Below are 18,496 nucleotides of genomic sequence, written 5' to 3'. Positions count from 1 at the left end.
TCTGCTACCATGCGGGCACCTTTATTCAATGGCCAGAATCCATGAAGTTTATCTCTTTCAACATCAACGGGCTGCGCGCCCGTCCCCATCAGCTCGCGGCGATTGTTGAGAAGCACAGCCCGGACGTGATCGGTCTGCAGGAAACCAAGGTACATGACGATATGTTTCCGCTGCAGGATCTGGCGCAGCTGGGCTATCACCTGCACTACCACGGCCAGAAAGGCCACTACGGCGTCGCCCTGCTGACCCGTATGGCGCCGCTGGCGGTGCGTAAAGGCTTCCCGGGTGACGATGCCGAAGCGCAGCGGCGCATCATCATGGCCGATATACCCACCGAGCTGGGCACGCTGACCGTCATTAACGGCTACTTTCCACAGGGCGAAAGTCGCGATCACCCGATAAAGTTCCCGGCAAAGAGCAAATTCTACGCCGATCTGCAGCGCTACCTGCAGGACTCACTCTCGCCGCAGAACCCGGTGCTGATCATGGGTGACATGAACATCACCCCACGCGATATCGACATCGGGATCGGCGAGGATAGCCGGCGGCGCTGGCTACGCAGCGGCAAGTGTTCCTTTCTGCCGGAGGAGCGGGACTGGCTGGATCGTCTGTTGGCGTGGGGGCTGGTCGATACCTATCGCCAGGCCAACCCGCAGTATGATGACCGCTTCTCGTGGTTCGACTATCGCTCCAAGGGGTTCGACGATAACCGCGGTCTGCGTATCGACCTGCTGCTGGCCAGTCAGCCGCTGGCCCAGCGCTGTACCGATACCGGTATCGACTACGCGATCCGCGCCATGGAGAAACCCTCGGATCACGCCCCGATCTGGGCCGAGTTCGCACTGTCATGAGCGCGCCGGCGGCGGAAAAAATCCTGCACGTCGTCGCCGCCATCATTGAGCGGCGCGGTGCCATCCTGCTAGCCCAGCGCGGCCGGGGGCAGGATCAGGCGGGGCTGTGGGAGTTTCCCGGCGGTAAGGTCGAGGCGGGAGAGAGCCAGCCCCAGGCGCTGCAGCGTGAGCTGGATGAAGAGCTGGGGCTACGCTGCCGGGTCAGCGACTACGTCGCCAGCAGTACGCTGCATCTGCCGGGTAAACGCATCCACCTGCACGCCTGGCGGGTACAGCCGGAAGAGGGGGAACCCGAGGCGCGGGAGCACGCGGCGCTGTGCTGGGTTACCCCATGCCAGGCCCAGACATATGACCTGGCACCGGCGGATAGGCCGTTGCTGCAGGCCTATCTGGATCTGCTGGCGCGTTTTCACGCCGATGCCTGAGGCCATCGCGGAGAGAACCTGTCGCGTTTACCCTTTCTTCAGCACCACCCAGCGCAGGTTGTTGGTACTCAACACCTGTGGATTGGCCTGACACTGTAGCAGCAGGCCATCCGTGCTGACGACCGCGCCCTCGGAGTAGTAGCGATCCTGATACAGGCAGCAGCGGCTGCAGCTCACGCCGTTGACCCCGTTGGTATATCCGTTGGCCGGCATCGGCACCACCACATCGATACCGCCGGCGGCGACGGCGGCGGCTCCCTGCTGGGCGCCGTCGGTGGAGACCGATCCCTGAGCCTGCAGCGCCCCGCTCCACAGCAGCGCAGCAAGCGCCATCATTACGGCCTGTTTCATGCTTTTTTCCTCTTATTTGACGCAGTTGACGCCCCCTTGGCGCGCCGCGGCCGGGCGCTTTCAGCGGGCGGCAGATCACAGAACGCTCGGGGGTTCACGGCGGTGCGCGCCTGGTGGATCAGCTGCTGCAGCGTCTCCACCAGCGGTTGCATAAAGTCCTGGTAGCGGCAGCCCCGCTCGCTGATCTTCGTCAGCGTCGCCTCCCAGTGCGCCGTCATATCCGGGCGACCGGCCATCTCGGGCAAACAGTGGATCAGCGCGCTTCCCGCCTGGCTGGCGTGGATATAGCGCCCCTTTTTATGCAGAAACCCGCGGCGAAACAGCAGTTCGATAATACCGGCGCGCGTAGCCTCGGTACCTAAACCATCGGTCGCTCGCAGGATTTTCTTTAGCGATTTATCCTGCACAAAGCGGGCGATCCCAGTCATGGCCGACAGCAGCGTGGCATCGGTAAAGTGGCGCGGCGGCTGCGTCTGGCGCGCCATTAGCTCGCCCCGTTCGCAGTGCAGCAAGTCATCGCGGGCCACCACCGGCAGCGGCATCCCCTCGTCTTCGTCGTCCCGCTCCTTGGCGCCGAGCAGCGCACGCCAGCCGGCCTGAGACAGAAAGCGCGCCTTGGCGATAAATACCCCGCCCTCAATCTCCAGATCGATAACGCACTTACGGTACTGCGCATCGGGGCAGAACTGCATCAGGTATTGACGGGCCACCAGCTGATAGATGTTGCGCTCATCCTCATTCAGCGTAACGCCACCTGCCCGGGCCGTAGGAATGATGGCATGGTGGGCATCAACCTTGGCGTCATCCCAGCAGCGGTTACGCCGCTGGACGTCGACGCTCTCCAGATTGGCCAGCGCCGGCGCATGGGCGGCAATCGCCGCCATCACCGCATGACGCCCGGCAAAGTGCTCCTCTGGCAGATAACGGCTATCGGAGCGGGGGTAGGTCAATAGCTTATGGGTTTCATACAGGCGTTGACAGGTATCCAGCACCTGCTGAGCGCTCATGGCAAAGCGTTTGGCGGCCTCGATCTGCAGCGCTGACAGGGAGAACGGCAGCGGCGCCACCTCGGACTCACGCTTATCGTTATAGCCGGTCACCCGGGCAGGCTTATCCTGGATCCGGGCGATAACATGCTCCGCCAGCGCGCGGTTGAGCAGACGCCCCTCCTCATCCTGATGAGGCTCACAGGCCTCGCTGGGCTGCCACTGCGCCCAGAAACGCTCGCCGGCCGGCGTCACAATATGCGCTCGCACCTCGTAGTAGTCCTTGGCGACAAAGTGCGCTATCTCCTCGTCGCGGCGCACCACCAGCCCGAGCACCGGCGTCTGCACCCGGCCGACGGAGAGCACACCGTTATAGCCTGCGTTGCGCCCCAGCAGGGTATAGGCGCGGGTCATGTTGATGCCGTACAGCCAGTCGGCGCGCGCGCGCGCCAGCGCGGAGACGCACAGCGGCATAAACTCATGGTTATCGCGCAGCCGCTCCAGCGCCCGCGCCACCGCCTGGGGGTTAAGATCGTTGATCAGGCAGCGCTGCACCTGACGCCGCTTTTCCGGCGCCAGGGCCAGAAAGTCGAGCACCTCATCCACCAGCAGCTGTCCTTCACGATCCGGGTCGCCGGCGTGTACCACCTGCTGCGCATCGCGCAGCAGACGCTCGATCACCTTCAGCTGTTTGGCGCTCGATGCCTTGGGCCGCAGCTGCCACTTCTGCGGAACTATCGGCAGATCGGCTAGATTCCAGCGCGCGTAGCGGGCATCGTAGGCGTCCGGCTCGGCCTGCTCCAACAGATGACCCACACACCAGGTCACCACGTCGCCGTCGCCGCACTGAATATAGCCGTCCGCACGTCGGTGCGGTTTAGGCAGCACATCCGCAATGGCCCGCCCCAGGCTGGGCTTTTCCGCAATAAACAGCCGCATCAGTCATCCTATATCTGGCTGAGAGAGAGGAGATATTCCCTGACGGCCCGATAGTCACCGCGAAAAACAATCCGCGCTGCCTTCTTCTCCAACTGGTAGCCGTACATCGGATCATAGTAGTCATGCAGCAGCGGAACCAGCCAGGCCAGGTGCCCCTCACTGCCGCGGCCAGCCTGCTGCTGCTGCAGCGCCCTGACCAAGTGGGCATCCAGCTCAGCGTAACGCTCCAGCCCCAGCCGGCGACGGATGGCAAACAGCCCGTGATGCAGGTACTCCGCATAGGCCTGCCAGCCCGCTTCTCGCCCGTAGGCGCGCTCATACTCCACGCGCATCAGGTCGATATACTCCTCCTGCAGCCGGGCCAGACGGGCCTCAAAGGGCTCATCCACCACCGCCACCGCCGCCTGCAGCATCTGATTATAGAAGCACAGCGGAACATGGTTAGAGCCGATCACCCGCCCCTCATCCTCCAGGATCCAGCGGCGGATACCGGCGCGGTGCTTCTTCAGCAGGGCGATACCGAGCTGATTCTCAAAGTCAATCTGCGTGCCCTGTGCAACCACGGTACGCCCAAAGGAGGAGCCGCGGTGGTGGGCGGCGCCCTCCAGATCGATACCGGCGTGCAGCTCACGCAGCATCCGCGTTTTGCCGCAGCCAGTATTGCCGCCGATCAGCACCATCGGCAGCGCCGACGCCTGCTCGGTAAACTGCAGGATGGCATGGCGCAGCGCCTTATAGCCCCCGTCGATCAGCGGATAGTCCAGCCCCGACTCGCGCAGCCACTGCTGTACAATATGGGAGCGCAGGCCGCCGCGGAAACAGTAGAGATAGCCCTCGGGGTGACGCTGGCACTGCTCACGCCAGGCCGCGATGCGCGCGGCGCGCACCTCGCCGTAGACCAGGCGATTACCCAGCGCGATGGCGGCGTCCTGCCCCTGCTGCTTGTAGCAAATACCGACCGCCTCGCGCTCGCTGTCCAGCATCAGCGGCAGGTTACAGGCGCTGGGAAACGCCCCGGTCTGAAACTCTACCGGGGCGCGCACATCGATTAACGGAATATCATTGGCCAGGATGGCGAGGTAGTCCGTGCCATCTGGGCGGGTTACAGCCTTGCCTGTCATCCCTGAACCTCGATCAGCGGTTCACCCGCACGCGGCGCGTGCAGCTCACCGATGGCGCTCAGCGTCAGACCATGGCGCAGCGCGATGTCGCGTACCGCCGCCTCGGCCTCCGGCGTTACCGCCAGCAGCAGACCGCCGGAGGTTTGCGGATCGCACAGCAGCTGGCGCTGCAGCGAGTCCATCGCCCCGACCAGATGCCCATAGCTGTCAAAGTTACGCCCGGTTCCCCCCGGCACGCAGCCCTGGGCGATATACGCCTCGACACCGGGAAGGCGCGGGATCTGATCAAACCACAGCGTCGCCTGCAGACCTGAGCCCTGGCAAATCTCGCTCAGGTGACCCAGCAGGCCAAACCCGGTCACGTCGGTCATCGCCGTCACGCCCTGAATATCGGCAAAGTCGGCGCCAGGACTGTTCAACTGACACATGGTATCGCGCGCCAGCCCGCGGTGTTCGGGGCGCAGTGCGCTCTTCTTCTCTGCGGTCGTCAGCACGCCGATCCCCAGCGGCTTGGTCAGGTAGAGACGGCAACCAGCCTGCGCCGCACTGTTCTTCTTCACCCGCTCGGTGCTGACCGTCCCGGTGACCGCCAGGCCAAAAATGGGCTCCGGTGCGTCAATGGAGTGGCCCCCGGCCAGTGAGATACCGGCTTCGCGGCACACCTGGCGCCCCCCTTCGATAACCTGACGGGCAATCTCCGGCGCCAGCTTCTCCAGCGGCCAGCCCAGGATGGCGATCGCCATGATCGGTTTACCGCCCATGGCGTAGATATCGCTGATGGCGTTGGTGGCCGCGATACGGCCAAAATCATACGGATCGTCTACGATGGGCATAAAGAAGTCGGTGGTGCTGATAATGCCAACCCCGTTGCCGATATCGTAAACCGCCGCGTCATCGCGCGTCTCATTCCCTACCAGCAGGTGGGGATCGACAAACTTGGCCTGCTCACTGTGCAGGATGGACTCCAATACTTTCGGCGAGATTTTGCAGCCACATCCCGCCCCATGGCTGTACTGTGTCAAACGAATGGCCGGCGCAGTCATACCCTACTCCTCTCCATCAAGAAAAATAAAATCATGCAATAGTAGCGCCAGCGCGATGAATTGATAAGTCACGCGATCAATTCACCGCGCGATCGCACAGAGGCAAACGGTTACACGTGCAGAAAATGGTCATTCGCCGCGCCCCGGAGAGGACGCTGACTCCGGGGCGCGTGATACGCATGCTGAATGAGAGAGGCGGGAAGATCAGAACGGGCGGACAAAGGCGCTGCTATCCAGCGGCTGTACCCTGGCGGCCTTCAGGGTGGGCGTGCCCAGATAGAGGAAGCCGACGATGACATCCTGCTCGCGGCAGCCAAACGCCTGACGCACCCGGGGCTCCTCGGTCCAGTGGCCGCTGCGCCAGATACCGTTAAATCCCTGCGCCTGCGCCGCCATCTGCATCGCCATCACGGCACACCCGGCGGAGGCGACCTGCTCCCACTGAGGCACCCGGCTGTCACAATTGCAGTGGGCGATCACCGTAACGATCAGCGGCGCGCGAAAGGGCGCGCTGCGGGCCTTCTCAACGCCTTTCTCATCGCGCCCCTCGGCCAGCGCGATATCGTGCAGCAGCGCGCTCAGGCGCTCACGCCCGTCGCCCTGCACGGTCACGAAGCGCCACGGCTGCAGGCCGCCGTGGTCCGGCGCGCGCAGCCCGGCCTGAAAGATATTTTCCAGCGCCTGAGCGGACGGGGCTGGATCGCTCAGGCGGGAAGCGGAACGGCGCTGCAGCAGGAGCTCTAATGCATCCATGGGACTCTCCAAGTGATAAGTCAAACACATAATCTGTAATGATGTTACAGAGAGGTTACGGCAATTATCCTCCCGCGCGCCGTAAGATGCCAGCCCCGGCATACGCACAGAAGGCGGACCAGCGCAGCCGGGCGCATATCGACGCTGACTTTTCCCGGCGACGCCGCTAGGATAGCGGAATTGTAATCATTGACCTGGAGTTAACATGCGCATGCTATGGCGCTATATCGCCGGCGCGTTTCGCTGGTGCTGGCGAATACTCAATTTTATTCGCGAGTTTATCCTTAACCTGTTTTTGGTCCTGCTGATCCTGATCGGCGTCGGTATCTACCTTCAGTTTCAGGATACGCCCGTCGATCCCGCCACCAAAGGCGCTCTGCTGGTGGATCTCAACGGCGTGGTGGTCGATAACCCCGCGTTGAACAGCAAGTTCGGGCAGCTGGGCCGAGAGCTGCTGGGCATCCGCGGTGCACAGGAGAACTCCCTGTTCGATCTGGTGGAGACCCTGCGCCAGGCCAAAAGCGATCCCAACATTACCGGGCTGGTGCTATCGCTGAATAACTTTGCCGGCGCGGACCAGCCGTCGCTGCAGTACATTGGCAAGGCGCTGGCCGAGTTCCGCGCCAGCGGTAAGCCGATCCTGGCGGTCGGCGAAAGCTACACCCAGGCGCAGTATTTCCTGGCCAGCTATGCGGATAAGATCTACCTCTCTCCCCAGGGCAGCGTCGGCCTGCAGGGGATGGCGACCAATAACCTCTACTATAAGAGCCTGCTGGATAAGCTGGATGTCAGCACCCATATCTTCCGCGTCGGCACCTATAAGTCCGCCGTCGAACCGCTGATGCGCGACCAGATGTCGCCGCAGGCGCGCAGCGCTGACAGCCAGTGGCTCAACGGTATGTGGCATAACTATTTAGCCACGGTTGCCGCTAACCGGCACCTTACGCCGGAGCAGGTTTTCCCCGGCGCCGAGCAGATGCTGAAAGGGCTACAGGCCACCGGCGGTGATATGGCGCAGTACGCCGTACTGCATCGGCTGGTCGATGGGCTGGCATCGCGCAGCGAGGTCGAGGGCATTCTGTCCAAACAGTTTGGCTGGGATGCGCGCGCGCGCGACTACCGCCACATCAGCCTCTATGACTATCCCCTGAAGCCGAAGCGTACGGGCAATGGTCAGATCGCCGTTATTTTTGCCAGCGGGCCGATCATCGATGGCAACGCGACGCCGGGCAGTGTGGGCGGCGATACCACCGCGGCCCAGATTCGCCAGGCGCGTCTCGACCCGGCTATCCGTGCGATCATCCTACGGGTCAACAGCCCCGGCGGCAGCGTCACCGCCTCTGAGGAGATCCGTTCGGCGCTGGCGGCGGCGCGCGACGCCGGTAAGCCGGTGGTGGTCTCCATGGGGGGACTGGCGGCATCCGGCGGTTACTGGATCTCGACGCCCGCCAACGCCATTGTGGCCAGCCCCAGCACCCTCACCGGCTCGATAGGGATCTTTGGGGTCATCAATACCTTTGAAAAGCCGCTGAGTCAGCTGGGGGTCTATACGGACGGCGTCGCGACCTCGTCGCTGGCCGACACCGCCCTGACCAAAGCACTGCCGCAGAGCGTCAGCGATCTGATGCAGTTGACTATTGAGAACGGCTATCAGCGCTTTATCAGCCTGGTGGCCACCGCCCGTCATAAAACGCCGGCGCAGATCGATAGCATCGCGCAGGGGCGCGTCTGGCTGGGCGTCGATGCCAAAGCCAATGGGCTGGTCGATCGGTTGGGCGACTTTGACGATGCCGTTAGCCAGGCGGCGACGCTGGCCGGCATCAAGCAGCCTCAGCTGCGGTGGTATGTCGATAATCCGAGCCTCAGCGAAATGGTGTTCAGCCAGCTGACCAGCTCCGTCCAGGCCTCCCTGCCGCAGGCGCTGCAGGGCATGATCCCCGCTTCACTGCTTCAGCTCTCACGCCAGATCTCGGCGCAGAGCGATTGGGTCGCCTCTCTCAACGATCCGCAGCAGCGCTACGCGCTGTGCCTGAGCTGTAGCGAGATCCGTTAATCCTGCCTCCCGCCGGACCAGCAGGCCATTATTCATGGCTGCTGGCCCGGCGGGCTTTTTTTCTTCCGTATTATCCCTATAATCCACGCATGTTTGCGCATCAGCGCCCCAGCTACGGCGAACTTTCTGTCATGCAAAAAAAATCTATCTATGTGGCCTACACCGGCGGCACCATCGGCATGCAACGCTCCGCACAGGGCTACATCCCCGTCTCCGGGCACCTGCAGCGTCAGCTGGTGCTGATGCCGGAGTTTCACCGCCCCGAGATGCCGGACTTTACCATCCATGAGTATCAGCCGCTGATCGACTCGTCCGATACCACGCCCGCCGACTGGCAGCACATCGCCGACGATATTCAGGCCAACTACGCCGACTATGATGGCTTTGTGATCCTGCATGGCACCGATACCATGGCGTTTACCGCCTCGGCGCTCTCGTTTATGTTCGAGAACCTGGCGAAACCGGTGATCGTCACCGGCTCACAGATCCCGCTCGCCGAGCTGCGCTCCGACGGGCAGACCAATCTGTTGAACGCCCTCTATCTGGCGGCCAACTACCCGATCAATGAAGTCTCGCTGTTCTTCAATAACAAGATGTTCCGCGGCAACCGGACGACCAAGGCGCACGCCGACGGCTTTGACGCCTTCGCCTCGCCCAACTATCCCATCCTGCTGGAGGCCGGGATCAACATTCGCCGTATCGCGCCGCTGGTAACGCCGCTGCATCAGGCGCCGTTCCGGGTTCACCCCATCACGCCGCAGCCGATCGGGGTGGTGACCCTCTATCCTGGAATCTCGGCCGATGTGGTACGCAACTTCTTGCGCCAGCCGGTGCGGGCGCTGATCCTGCGCTCCTACGGCGTCGGCAACGCGCCGCAAAACCCAGAACTGCTCGATGAGCTGATCCTCGCCTCACAGCGCGGTATCGTTGTCGTCAACCTGACCCAGTGCTTCTCCGGCCGGGTCAACATGGAAGGCTACGCCACCGGCAACGCCCTGGCCCACGCCGGGGTGATCAGCGGTTTTGACATGACGGTTGAGGCGGCGCTGACTAAACTGCATTATCTACTGAGTCAATCGCTGGCCGCAGACCAAATCCGCCGCCTGATGCAGCAAGATCTGCGCGGTGAGCTGAGCGAGAATCCCTAGAGCGCCCCATCACCGAGTAGGCCGGCTCTAGTCACACAACCATGGGAGAAAGACCGATGTCCGCCGCACTTTTGCTGATCGATCTACAGAATGATTTTTGCCCCCAGGGCGCCCTGGCGGTGCCTCGGGGCGATGAGGTCATTCCCATCGCCCTGCAGGCGGTCGCCATGGCGCGCCGGGACGGCATCCCAGTGATCGCGACCCAGGATTGGCACCCGGCGGAGCACGGCAGCTTCGCCAGCCGCAGCGGCGGGCAGATAGGCAAGGTCGGCGAGCTCAATGGGTTGCCCCAGGTCTGGTGGCCTGACCATTGCGTGCAGAACACCATCGGCGCCGCGTTTCATCCGGCCCTGCGCGATACCGCCTTCGATTTTGTGGTGCATAAGGGAACCGACGCCGCAGTAGACAGCTACAGCGCCTTTTTCGACAACGGGCGACGCGGCGCCACCGCGCTGGATGCCTGGCTACGCCAGCACGGCATCACCCGCCTGTGGCTGCTGGGTCTGGCGACGGATTACTGCGTGAAGTTTTCGGTGCTGGACGCCCTACGCCTGGGCTATCAGGTCAATATCATTCGCGACGGCTGCCGCGGCGTGGATCTCACGCCCGGCGATAGCGAACGCGCGCTGGCTGAGATGGTCAGCGCCGGGGCGGCCCTAACCCCGCTCACCGCGCTCAGCCACCTGCGCTGAGCCGCGCGCGCCGCGCCGTTGGCCCCCTACTCCGCCTACGGCGCATTAAACAGCGCCTTCAGCGCTTGCTTGCTTTTCATTTCTATCTCCCCGCGGGTGTTCACCGTTAAATGCGCCGCACGGTGATTATGACGCGACTGGTACAGCATCACCATCTGCAGCGCCTCACCGCGCTGCGACTCGCTCAGCCGAGAGCCGTCCGGCCACTTGCCCAGCTCAACGGCGGTCGTCAGACGCCGGTAGACATCTTCATTCATTATTGAGATCAAGCGCTCAATATCCATATGTCCTCGCTAATATCCGCTTTGCTGAATCGCTTCACCATGGTACTATCATTTCAAGACATCAAGGGGTTATCCTAGGGTCCAGCGGCCATCCTCTCCGGCGCAGAAATGCAGCGCGGCGGAGTTCACGCAATAGCGCTCACCGCTGGGCTGGGGACCGTCGGGAAACAGATGCCCCAGATGGGCATCGCAGTGCGCGCAGCGGATTTCGATGCGGTGCATATGGTGCGAATCATCATCCAGACAGCGAATGGCGTCGGCGCTATAGGGGCGAAAGAAGCTCGGCCAGCCACAGCCGGAGTCATATTTACTGTCGGAATAGAACAAGGGGCTGTTGCAGCACAGGCAGTGGTATATCCCCTCCTGGCGGTTATGCAGCAGCCGGCCGCTAAACGGCGGCTCGGTGCCACGCTGCTGAGTGACATAGCGTTGCATTTCGGTTAATTGATGTGGGGACTGAGAGGGTTTTTCTTTAGCCATGTTATGTTCCGCGGCCTGCGTCGAATGGATAGGATTGGGCAGAAATAAAATGCCATCCAACATAACAAACAGTTAACAATAGATCAGCATCATTTGGTCTAAACTGTGTGGCTGAAGCGCGACGGGGGTGACTTTTGTGATGAGTATCACAAACAGACAGCACGCAGGTTTGAGACTCTCGCCGCCGCCCCCATGTATGATGGAATACGGTGAGTTTGGCATCGTGGATGCTATCTGCACAGTCGCCGCGGCGGCTTTGACGTATAGCAACAATTGACACGATTCCGCTTGACGCTCCATAAGGTTTTTGTAATTTTACAGGCAACCTTTTATTCACTAACCAATAGCTGGTGGAATATATGACTATCAAAGTAGGTATCAACGGTTTTGGCCGTATCGGCCGTATTGTTTTCCGTGCTGCTCAGGAACGTTCTGACATCGAAATCGTTGGCATCAACGATCTGCTGGATGCCAACTACATGGCATACATGCTGAAGTACGACTCTACTCACGGTCGTTTCAACGGCACTGTTGAAGTGAAAGATGGCCACCTGATCGTTAACGGTAAAAAAATCCGTGTTACCGCTGAAAGAGATCCGGCTAACCTGAAGTGGAACGAAATCGGCGTTGACGTTGTTGCCGAAGCGACCGGTCTGTTCCTGACCGACGAAACCGCGCGTAAGCACATCGCCGCCGGCGCCAAGAAAGTCGTCATGACGGGCCCGTCCAAAGATGCTACCCCGATGTTCGTGATGGGCGTAAACCACAAGAACTACGCTGGCCAGGAGATCGTTTCCAACGCATCCTGCACCACCAACTGCCTGGCTCCGCTGGCTAAAGTCCTGAACGACAACTTCGGCATCGTTGAAGCGCTGATGACCACCGTTCACGCCACCACCGCAACCCAGAAAACCGTCGACGGCCCGTCTATGAAAGATTGGCGCGGCGGCCGCGGCGCTAGCCAGAACATCATCCCGTCTTCTACCGGTGCAGCCAAAGCCGTTGGCAAGGTCATCCCGGAGCTGAACGGTAAACTGACCGGTATGGCTTTCCGCGTTCCGACCCCGAACGTCTCCGTTGTCGACCTGACTGCACGCCTGGCCAAGCCGGCGACCTATCAGCAGATCTGTGACGTGATGAAGGCCGCTTCTGAAGGCGAAATGAAAGGCGTTCTGGGCTACACCGACGAAGCCGTCGTTTCTACCGACTTCAACGGCGAAGTATGCACCTCTGTGTTTGATGCCGACGCCGGTATCTCTCTGAACGACAACTTCGTGAAACTGGTTTCTTGGTACGACAACGAAACGGGTTACTCCAACAAAGTTCTGGATCTGATCGCGCACATCTCCAAGTAAGCGCGCATTGTGATCTCGTGATAAAAGGGCGACACTCGGTGTCGCCCTTTTTATTTTGTGTCTGCGGCACCGCCTTCACCGAGGAGTCTTACCATGTCCCAGAACATGTCCGAAAAGATTTTTTCCTTACCGGTCGAACGACAGATCACCCCTTACCTCAGCCTGCGCCAGCTGGATGCATTGCCCATCGTGGTGGTCAACCATCCGCGGCTGCGGGCCGCCGTCGCCCTACAGGGCGCCCATCTGCTGCTGTGGCAGCCCAGCGGCGAAAAACCGGCGCTGTGGCTCTCGCCGGACTCAGCCTTTCAACCGGGCGAACCGATCCGCGGCGGCGTGCCCATCTGCTGGCCCTGGTTTGGCCCAGCCCAACAGGAGGGCTATCCGGCACACGGCTTCGCCCGCAACCTGCCCTGGACTCTCAGCGCGCATGATGAAGACGCGCAGGGCGTAACCCTGACCCTCACCCTGAAAGAGAGCGACGCCTCGCGTAAATACTGGCCTCATGACTTTAGCCTGACGGCCCGCTATCGTCTCAGCGACCACTGCAGTATGGAGCTTGAGGCCTATGGCGACTACCGCTGCCAGGCCGCGCTGCACACCTATTTCAATATCGCCGATATTAACGCCGTCTCCGTCTCTGGGCTGGGCGAACCCTATCTGGATAAAGTCAACGGCGGCGCCGAGGCTATCCAACAGGGAGCGCTGACCTTCAGCGCGCGTACCGACCGCGTCTATACCGCGCCGGAGCCATTCAGCGTCATTCACGATCGCGGCTTCCAGCGCAGCATCGAGATCCATCATCACCATCACAGCGACGTCGTCGCCTGGAACCCGTGGCGTGAGATTGCCGCCGCCATGGCCGATATGCCCAATGACGGCTATCACACCATGGTGTGCGTTGAGACCGCCCGCGTCAGCCAGCCGCTGCAGGTCAGCAGCGGCTGCCCTGCCCGTCTGGCCGCCACGCTGCGCCTGCGTCCGCAGCGCTAATACGCATCAACCGGCTCTCCGCTGCGCGGGAGCCGGGATCTCCCCGGTGCGCTTGGCACCCGCGCACGCGGCGCAGCCGTAGCCCCCGTTCCCCGCCGGTCACCCGTGCCCGCAGTCAGCGCATTCACCGACATCCCTCTCATCGCGGCCGAAATCCGCCGGCACGCTCTCTGGCTTGCCGGCGGCGATGCTATCCCGTCTAACCGGCGCTCATGCCTGTCCTGCCCACCGCCGGAGGCGGCGACGATAAGCACAGGGTGCGCGACGGAGCACCTCACCCCGCGCTGAGCATCCGCCGCGCCGGTCATATCTACGCCGCGCTCATACCGAGTAAACACACATCGCTTGAAAATAATTATCATTATCAATTAATATGTATGACCTTTTAAATGCTTCTGGGTTATGTATATGATAAAAAAAATACTTCTTACTACGCTGCTCCCCGTCAGTACCCCCCTTGTCGCGCAGGCGACGGGGACGGAGAAGAACGATGCCGAGGATATCGTCTATGTCATCGAAAAGAAGGAGGAAAAAATTAATGAGACGACGCTCTCGCAAAATGAGATAGAGAATCAGCTTATTTTTGATATGCAGGATATTGTCCGCCACCTTCCCGGCGTCGGCGTCTCCAGCGATGGCCGCTTCGGCAATAATGGATATAGCATGCGAGGCGTCGATAAGGATCGCGTGGCCATCTCCGTCGATGGCATCCCGCAGGGTGAAACTTTCGACAACCTCATTTACAAGGGATATGGCTATTTTAACGGCAGCATCAACAACATCGAAACTGACCATCTGAAAACCGTGCTGATCGCCAAGGGGGCCGACTCGTTATTCATGGGCAGTGGCGCCCTGGGCGGCAGCGTGCAGTATGTCAGCAAAGATCCCAGCGATCTGATTCGATCGGGCAATAGCGGCTTGGTTTCCCGCAGCGCCTATAGTTCGAAAAATGATGAAAAGATGCAGACCCTCGGGGGCGCGTTCAGCACGGATTTTGCCGAAGGCATGCTGCTCTACACTTACCGCAGCGGCCATGAAACCGACAACTTCCGCCATGAAAACGATGTTTTTGGCCGCGCACGTGGAACGCCGGACCCGCAGGATAAAAAGCGCCACTCGCTCCTCTCGAAGGTCAACCTTATGCTCGGCGACGCACACACCCTCAGCGCCACCGTCGAATATGCCAAGGAAAAGACCTATACCGATGAGAAGTCGTGGTACCTCTTTTCAACATATCACCGTACCGGTAACGACCTCTCAGAAAAAAGGCGCTACAGCGTTTCTGATACCTGGCAGCCCGGCATCTATATCGACACGGTCAAAACCGAGTTTAACTGGCAGAAAATCACGCAGACCGCCTTTAGCACGATCTATGAAGACTTTGAGCAGGGATATTATGGCGATATTTTTGAAGAGAAAAATCGCAGGCTGACCCAGTATGGCCGCTACCTGAATAGCGAAATCTCGTTCAACAGCTGGTCGTTATTGGCTACGCGCCATCATCTGACCCTGCGGACCCAGTATACCTCGAAGCGCTTTGATAACGTCAATGTGGACACGACCTGGCTGGGTAACCCCAAGAAACCCCACCTGGACGATCAAAAAATCATCCGGCCGGTCTCTAGCCGTGATGTCAATGCCACCGTCGTCGATGAAATCACGCTGCCCAACAATCAGCTCAGCCTTATCGCCGGCGCCCGCTATGATAGCGTCGCACATAAACCCGACGCAGGTCGGTTATCCCTGGCGAAAGACAGCGATCCACGGCCCAACCGCTACTCAGCCCTTTCATGGGCGCTGACCGCCAGCTACGCCATAACCCCCCGCTATACGTTGCAGTATAAAATTGGTAAGGGCTTCCGCATTCCTACGGCGCAGGAGCTTTATTTCGATTATGGCGATAGCATCGCGGCTAACCGCGTTGAGCCGAACCCCAATTTAAGGCAGGAGCAAGGCCTGAGTAACGAAATCGCGCTCAGTTATCAAGGCGATATCGTACAGAATAAGATCAACGCCTATTACACCAAATACACCGACTTTATCGATCTCAAGCAGACGGAGAAACAGGTCCCCAACCCTTGGTTCGATCCCTCAAATCCCTCACGCTGGAACAAGCCAACCCTTCCACAAAACCATCTGCAATATACGAATGTCGCCTCAGCCTATGTCTGGGGGCTTGAGCTGACAAACGAGTTCCACCTCGCCAAGGCGCTCGGTTGGCAGGATAGCTATAGCTTACGCAATAGTCTGAGCTACGCCCAAGGGAGAGATGCCAGCGGAAACTCATTGCTCTCCATTCAACCTTTTAAATGGGTTTCTTCATTAGCCTATCGCCATCCCAGCGCCAGATATGGCGCGGAGCTCTTTATGACCTATGCGGCGAAAAAGAAGGAGAGTCAGGCCATTCACAATGGACGCGCCTGGCCATACCTGAGCGCAAGCTATGTCGTCTTCGATACTACCGCCTATTATAACGTCAGTGAAAATATCTCACTGCGCGCCGGCGTGTTTAATATGTTAAACAGAATCTATGGTCACTCCCGTTTTTGCAACACCGATTTTGACGACAAGTTGGCTTGCTTGAATCTATCCGGCGTCTGAATGGGATTTTATTCCCGCGCCTCGATGAGTTCCGCGCCTGATGAACCTCCAGAAAATATACGGCTTCAATGAGCCTTTCCGTTTTACAGGTTCCTCAACAGGCCGGTGGGCCGTTAGTATCATCAATATCAGTATTCGCAAAACCAGATGAATGATTGTTTAAACTGGTGTATTTCTGCCTTTATGCTTCGTAAGTTTGCTGTCGCGCCGTCAGTGCCCAGGCTATTCTGGCCAGCTTGTTTGCCAGAGCACAGGTGACGACAAAGTTGCTTTTCCGACACAACAACTCCCTGACCCAGTCGGCCAACTTGCCAGACTGGTGTTCCAGTTTTTGTATGAATACCCTGGCACACTGAACCAACAAAGTTCGGATCTTTTTGTTGCCCCGCTTGCTAATCCCTAACAATGTCGTCCGACCTCCCGTGCTGTACTGTCGGGGTACCAGCCCTGTTGCCGCCGCANAGTCACGGCTGCTGGCGTACTGCTTCCCGTCGCCNATCTCAGTTGAAATAGTACTGGCAGTCAGCGTTCCAACGCAGGGAATACTCAGCAAGCGCTGTCCAACCTCATCTTCGTCCAACTTTCGTTTCAACTGAGATTCCAGATCTTTAATCTGCTCAACAAGATAGTGATAATGTTGTTGTAATTTCAGCAGTAACTGGCTGAGATAAAGAGGCAAACTACTGTCCTCAAGAAGGGTACTCAGTCGACTAATAACGGCAGCACCTCGCGGAACGCTGATACCAAATTCCAGCAGAAAAGCATGCATCTGATTAGTTGTTTTCACCTTATCCTGAACCAGGGATTCACGGACACGATGCAGAGCTCGCATTGCCTGCTGAGATTCGGTTCTGGGCTGCACGAAACGCATAGATGGACGTGATGCTGCTTCACAGATAGCTTCAGCATCAACGAAGTCATTTTTGTTGCTTTTAACGAATGGGCGGACAAATTGCGGTGATATCAGCTTTGGAAAATGCCCTAACTCTTCCAGCTTGCGTGCCATAAAGTGAGAACCGCCACAGGCTTCCATCGCGATGGTTGTTGCCGGGCATGTCGCCAGAAATTCGATTAGCTTTGGTCGGGTGAATTTTTTACGGTAAACGGCCTTCCCACGATGATCCTGACAATGAATATGGAAAGAGTTCTTACCCAGATCGATACCAATAAGCGCAATGTTTTCCATGATGGTTCTCCGAATGAAAGCCTGTCCTCAGCATAGTACTGGGAAGGAGGGAGTGACCATCTCATTAAATATAGCACTTGGGATACCCTGCGCAGCCTGCCGGAATTCGGTACGACCAATCAGATAGACAGCGATAGAGTTGGCCTACGGCGCTTCACCGCACCGGGGCGAAACTTCGCCGCCGATATTTCATTCTACTTCTAAAATGAAAGCAGGGTCGCCGAGGCGACCCTGCCGATCGTAACGCGATGCACGCGGCGACGATTAGAAACGGTAGGTCACGCCAGACCACAGCATGCCGGTATAGTTCTTCGCGATCATCGGGCTGTCCTTAATTTGGCTGCTCAGCTGCACAAAGCGGCCGGCGAAGAACGCGTTCCAGTCCGCATTGATGCGATAGTAGGTGGTCAGCTCCAGGTAGGGTGACCAGCTGTTTTCCGGGCTGTACTGCTGCAGACTGCTGCGACGCGCCTCGCTGTCGGACACGCCAAAGTAGTAGCTGTTCTGATTGGCGCTGTTCCAGGTCACGCCGACGCCGGGAGTAAAGCTCCAGTCCCCGCGGTGCAGGGTGTATAGGTAGGCCAGATCGCCCACTAGGCCATTGCTGTTATCCAGAATATCGCCCACGAAAGAGGCGCGCAGCGTTCCCCACGCTTCGTGATGGCTATAGCTCAAGCCGGCCATCACGGTCGCGTAGCGGTTATTCAGGCGCTTCATCCGCCAGTCATCGCTGTCGCTGGCGCGAAAGCGCCACGGAGAATAGAACGCGGTGGCGCTCAGCTGATCCTGCTGATCCTTCCACAGATAGTAACCGGCGGTCAGACTGTGAAAATAGAAGCTGTCGCTGTCATAGTTCACCATCGGCACAGGATAAACGCGGTCGTTATCGCCACGGTAGGGATCCGGGGCGACCAGAGCGGAGGCACCGATAGACCAAGTGCCGGCGTGGGCGGCGGCAGTAACCAGCAGGGCCAGTGAGCCCAGCGCAGAGAGCGTACGTTTTTTCACCGTTAACATCATCCAATACAGAATAAAAATATGTCGGATGATTATACTCATAGAGTGGTTAATCGCATCACCTTTTACCTGGAAAACAGTTAACATGCCACTTTTCATCCTATTCTAATCCCTACTTCCCGCGCGACCGCCGGACGCGGGTATCCTGCGCCGCCGCATCACCGTGTCTAAACTGAGTGCTTGAAATGCCATGGGAAAAAAGCCGTGAGCGGCGGGCAAAT

17 protein-coding genes are annotated in these 18,496 nt (G+C 59.3%); 8 read left to right on the top strand and 9 right to left on the bottom strand.

What is annotated here, in order from left to right:
• Positions 1–41: 41 nt before the first annotated feature.
• Positions 42–851 carry an exodeoxyribonuclease III gene (gene xthA / locus ETEE_RS15870; RefSeq protein ID WP_034165114.1) on the top strand — a complete coding sequence of 270 codons (810 nt, stop codon included), beginning with the start codon at positions 42–44 and terminating at the stop codon, positions 849–851.
• On the top strand, positions 848–1,276 hold the full coding sequence (locus ETEE_RS15865; RefSeq protein ID WP_034165113.1) for a pyrimidine (deoxy)nucleoside triphosphate diphosphatase: 429 nt from the start codon (positions 848–850) through the stop codon (positions 1,274–1,276). Before xthA ends, ETEE_RS15865 begins: the two co-directional genes overlap by 4 nt.
• Positions 1,277–1,303: 27 nt before the next feature.
• Here ETEE_RS15865 and ETEE_RS15860 read toward each other — a convergent pair whose 3' ends face one another.
• From ETEE_RS15860 to ETEE_RS15840, 5 genes are all read right to left on the bottom strand, one after another.
• The gene (locus ETEE_RS15860) at positions 1,304–1,627 is read right to left on the bottom strand and encodes a DUF1496 domain-containing protein (RefSeq protein WP_034165112.1); all 324 of its coding nucleotides are present in this window, start codon (positions 1,625–1,627) and stop codon (positions 1,304–1,306) included.
• Positions 1,624–3,552, bottom strand: coding sequence for a DNA topoisomerase III (locus ETEE_RS15855; RefSeq protein ID WP_034165111.1), 1,929 nt, complete (start codon positions 3,550–3,552; stop codon positions 1,624–1,626). The genes ETEE_RS15860 and ETEE_RS15855 overlap by 4 nt, the downstream gene beginning before the upstream one ends.
• Positions 3,553–3,560: 8 nt before the next feature.
• Positions 3,561–4,673 carry a tRNA 2-selenouridine(34) synthase MnmH gene (gene mnmH / locus ETEE_RS15850; protein WP_034165110.1) on the bottom strand — a complete coding sequence of 371 codons (1,113 nt, stop codon included), beginning with the start codon at positions 4,671–4,673 and terminating at the stop codon, positions 3,561–3,563.
• Entirely contained in the window at positions 4,670–5,716 is a 1,047-nt protein-coding gene (gene selD / locus ETEE_RS15845) for a selenide, water dikinase SelD (protein WP_034165109.1), read from the bottom strand. Before selD ends, mnmH begins: the two co-directional genes overlap by 4 nt.
• 204 nt (positions 5,717–5,920) lie before the next feature.
• The gene (locus tag ETEE_RS15840) at positions 5,921–6,469 is read right to left on the bottom strand and encodes an NAD(P)H nitroreductase (protein WP_034165108.1); all 549 of its coding nucleotides are present in this window, start codon (positions 6,467–6,469) and stop codon (positions 5,921–5,923) included.
• Between the two features lie 205 nt (positions 6,470–6,674).
• Here ETEE_RS15840 and sppA point away from each other — a divergent pair, with 205 nt between their 5' ends.
• The 3 genes from sppA to pncA all read left to right on the top strand — a co-directional run bounded on the left by sppA (position 6,675) and on the right by pncA (position 10,362).
• Positions 6,675–8,522 carry a signal peptide peptidase SppA gene (sppA, locus tag ETEE_RS15835; RefSeq protein ID WP_034165107.1) on the top strand — a complete coding sequence of 616 codons (1,848 nt, stop codon included), beginning with the start codon at positions 6,675–6,677 and terminating at the stop codon, positions 8,520–8,522.
• Positions 8,523–8,653: 131 nt separating this feature from the next.
• Positions 8,654–9,670: an asparaginase gene (ansA, locus tag ETEE_RS15830; protein ID WP_034165106.1), complete on the top strand. Its 1,017-nt coding sequence runs from the start codon at positions 8,654–8,656 to the stop codon at positions 9,668–9,670.
• Positions 9,671–9,726: 56 nt separating this feature from the next.
• A complete protein-coding gene (pncA, locus tag ETEE_RS15825) occupies positions 9,727–10,362 on the top strand; it encodes a bifunctional nicotinamidase/pyrazinamidase (protein ID WP_034165105.1) in 636 nt (211 codons plus the stop codon).
• 35 nt (positions 10,363–10,397) lie between these two features.
• Here the strand turns inward: pncA and ETEE_RS15820 are convergent, their stop codons facing one another.
• Both ETEE_RS15820 and msrB read right to left on the bottom strand, forming a co-directional pair.
• On the bottom strand, positions 10,398–10,646 hold the full coding sequence (locus tag ETEE_RS15820; RefSeq protein WP_034165104.1) for a YeaC family protein: 249 nt from the start codon (positions 10,644–10,646) through the stop codon (positions 10,398–10,400).
• A gap of 69 nt (positions 10,647–10,715) precedes the next feature.
• Positions 10,716–11,126 carry a peptide-methionine (R)-S-oxide reductase MsrB gene (gene msrB, locus ETEE_RS15815; protein WP_034165158.1) on the bottom strand — a complete coding sequence of 137 codons (411 nt, stop codon included), beginning with the start codon at positions 11,124–11,126 and terminating at the stop codon, positions 10,716–10,718.
• A gap of 359 nt (positions 11,127–11,485) precedes the next feature.
• Here msrB and gapA point away from each other — a divergent pair, with 359 nt between their 5' ends.
• The 3 genes from gapA to ETEE_RS15795 all read left to right on the top strand — a co-directional run bounded on the left by gapA (position 11,486) and on the right by ETEE_RS15795 (position 16,072).
• The gene (gene gapA / locus ETEE_RS15805) at positions 11,486–12,481 is read left to right on the top strand and encodes a glyceraldehyde-3-phosphate dehydrogenase (RefSeq protein ID WP_012848336.1); all 996 of its coding nucleotides are present in this window, start codon (positions 11,486–11,488) and stop codon (positions 12,479–12,481) included.
• A 105-nt stretch (positions 12,482–12,586) separates the two neighbouring features.
• A complete protein-coding gene (locus tag ETEE_RS15800) occupies positions 12,587–13,471 on the top strand; it encodes a D-hexose-6-phosphate mutarotase (protein WP_034165157.1) in 885 nt (294 codons plus the stop codon).
• A 408-nt stretch (positions 13,472–13,879) separates the two neighbouring features.
• Positions 13,880–16,072, top strand: coding sequence for a TonB-dependent hemoglobin/transferrin/lactoferrin family receptor (locus tag ETEE_RS15795; protein ID WP_227625190.1), 2,193 nt, complete (start codon positions 13,880–13,882; stop codon positions 16,070–16,072).
• A gap of 181 nt (positions 16,073–16,253) precedes the next feature.
• Here ETEE_RS15795 and ETEE_RS15790 read toward each other — a convergent pair whose 3' ends face one another.
• Together ETEE_RS15790 and ETEE_RS15785 are read right to left on the bottom strand one after the other, a co-directional pair.
• Complete coding sequence (locus tag ETEE_RS15790) at positions 16,254–17,258, bottom strand: IS110-like element IS5075 family transposase (RefSeq protein ID WP_038631553.1); 1,005 nt, start codon at positions 17,256–17,258, stop codon at positions 16,254–16,256.
• 264 nt (positions 17,259–17,522) lie between these two features.
• Positions 17,523–18,362, bottom strand: coding sequence for a MipA/OmpV family protein (locus tag ETEE_RS15785; RefSeq protein ID WP_081926436.1), 840 nt, complete (start codon positions 18,360–18,362; stop codon positions 17,523–17,525).
• Positions 18,363–18,496 lie beyond the last annotated feature (134 nt).

The sequence above is a fragment of the Edwardsiella anguillarum ET080813 genome, assembly GCF_000264765.2.
Lineage (GTDB): Bacteria > Pseudomonadota > Gammaproteobacteria > Enterobacterales > Enterobacteriaceae > Edwardsiella > Edwardsiella anguillarum.
This window is presented reverse-complemented; position numbering and strand designations above follow the sequence as displayed.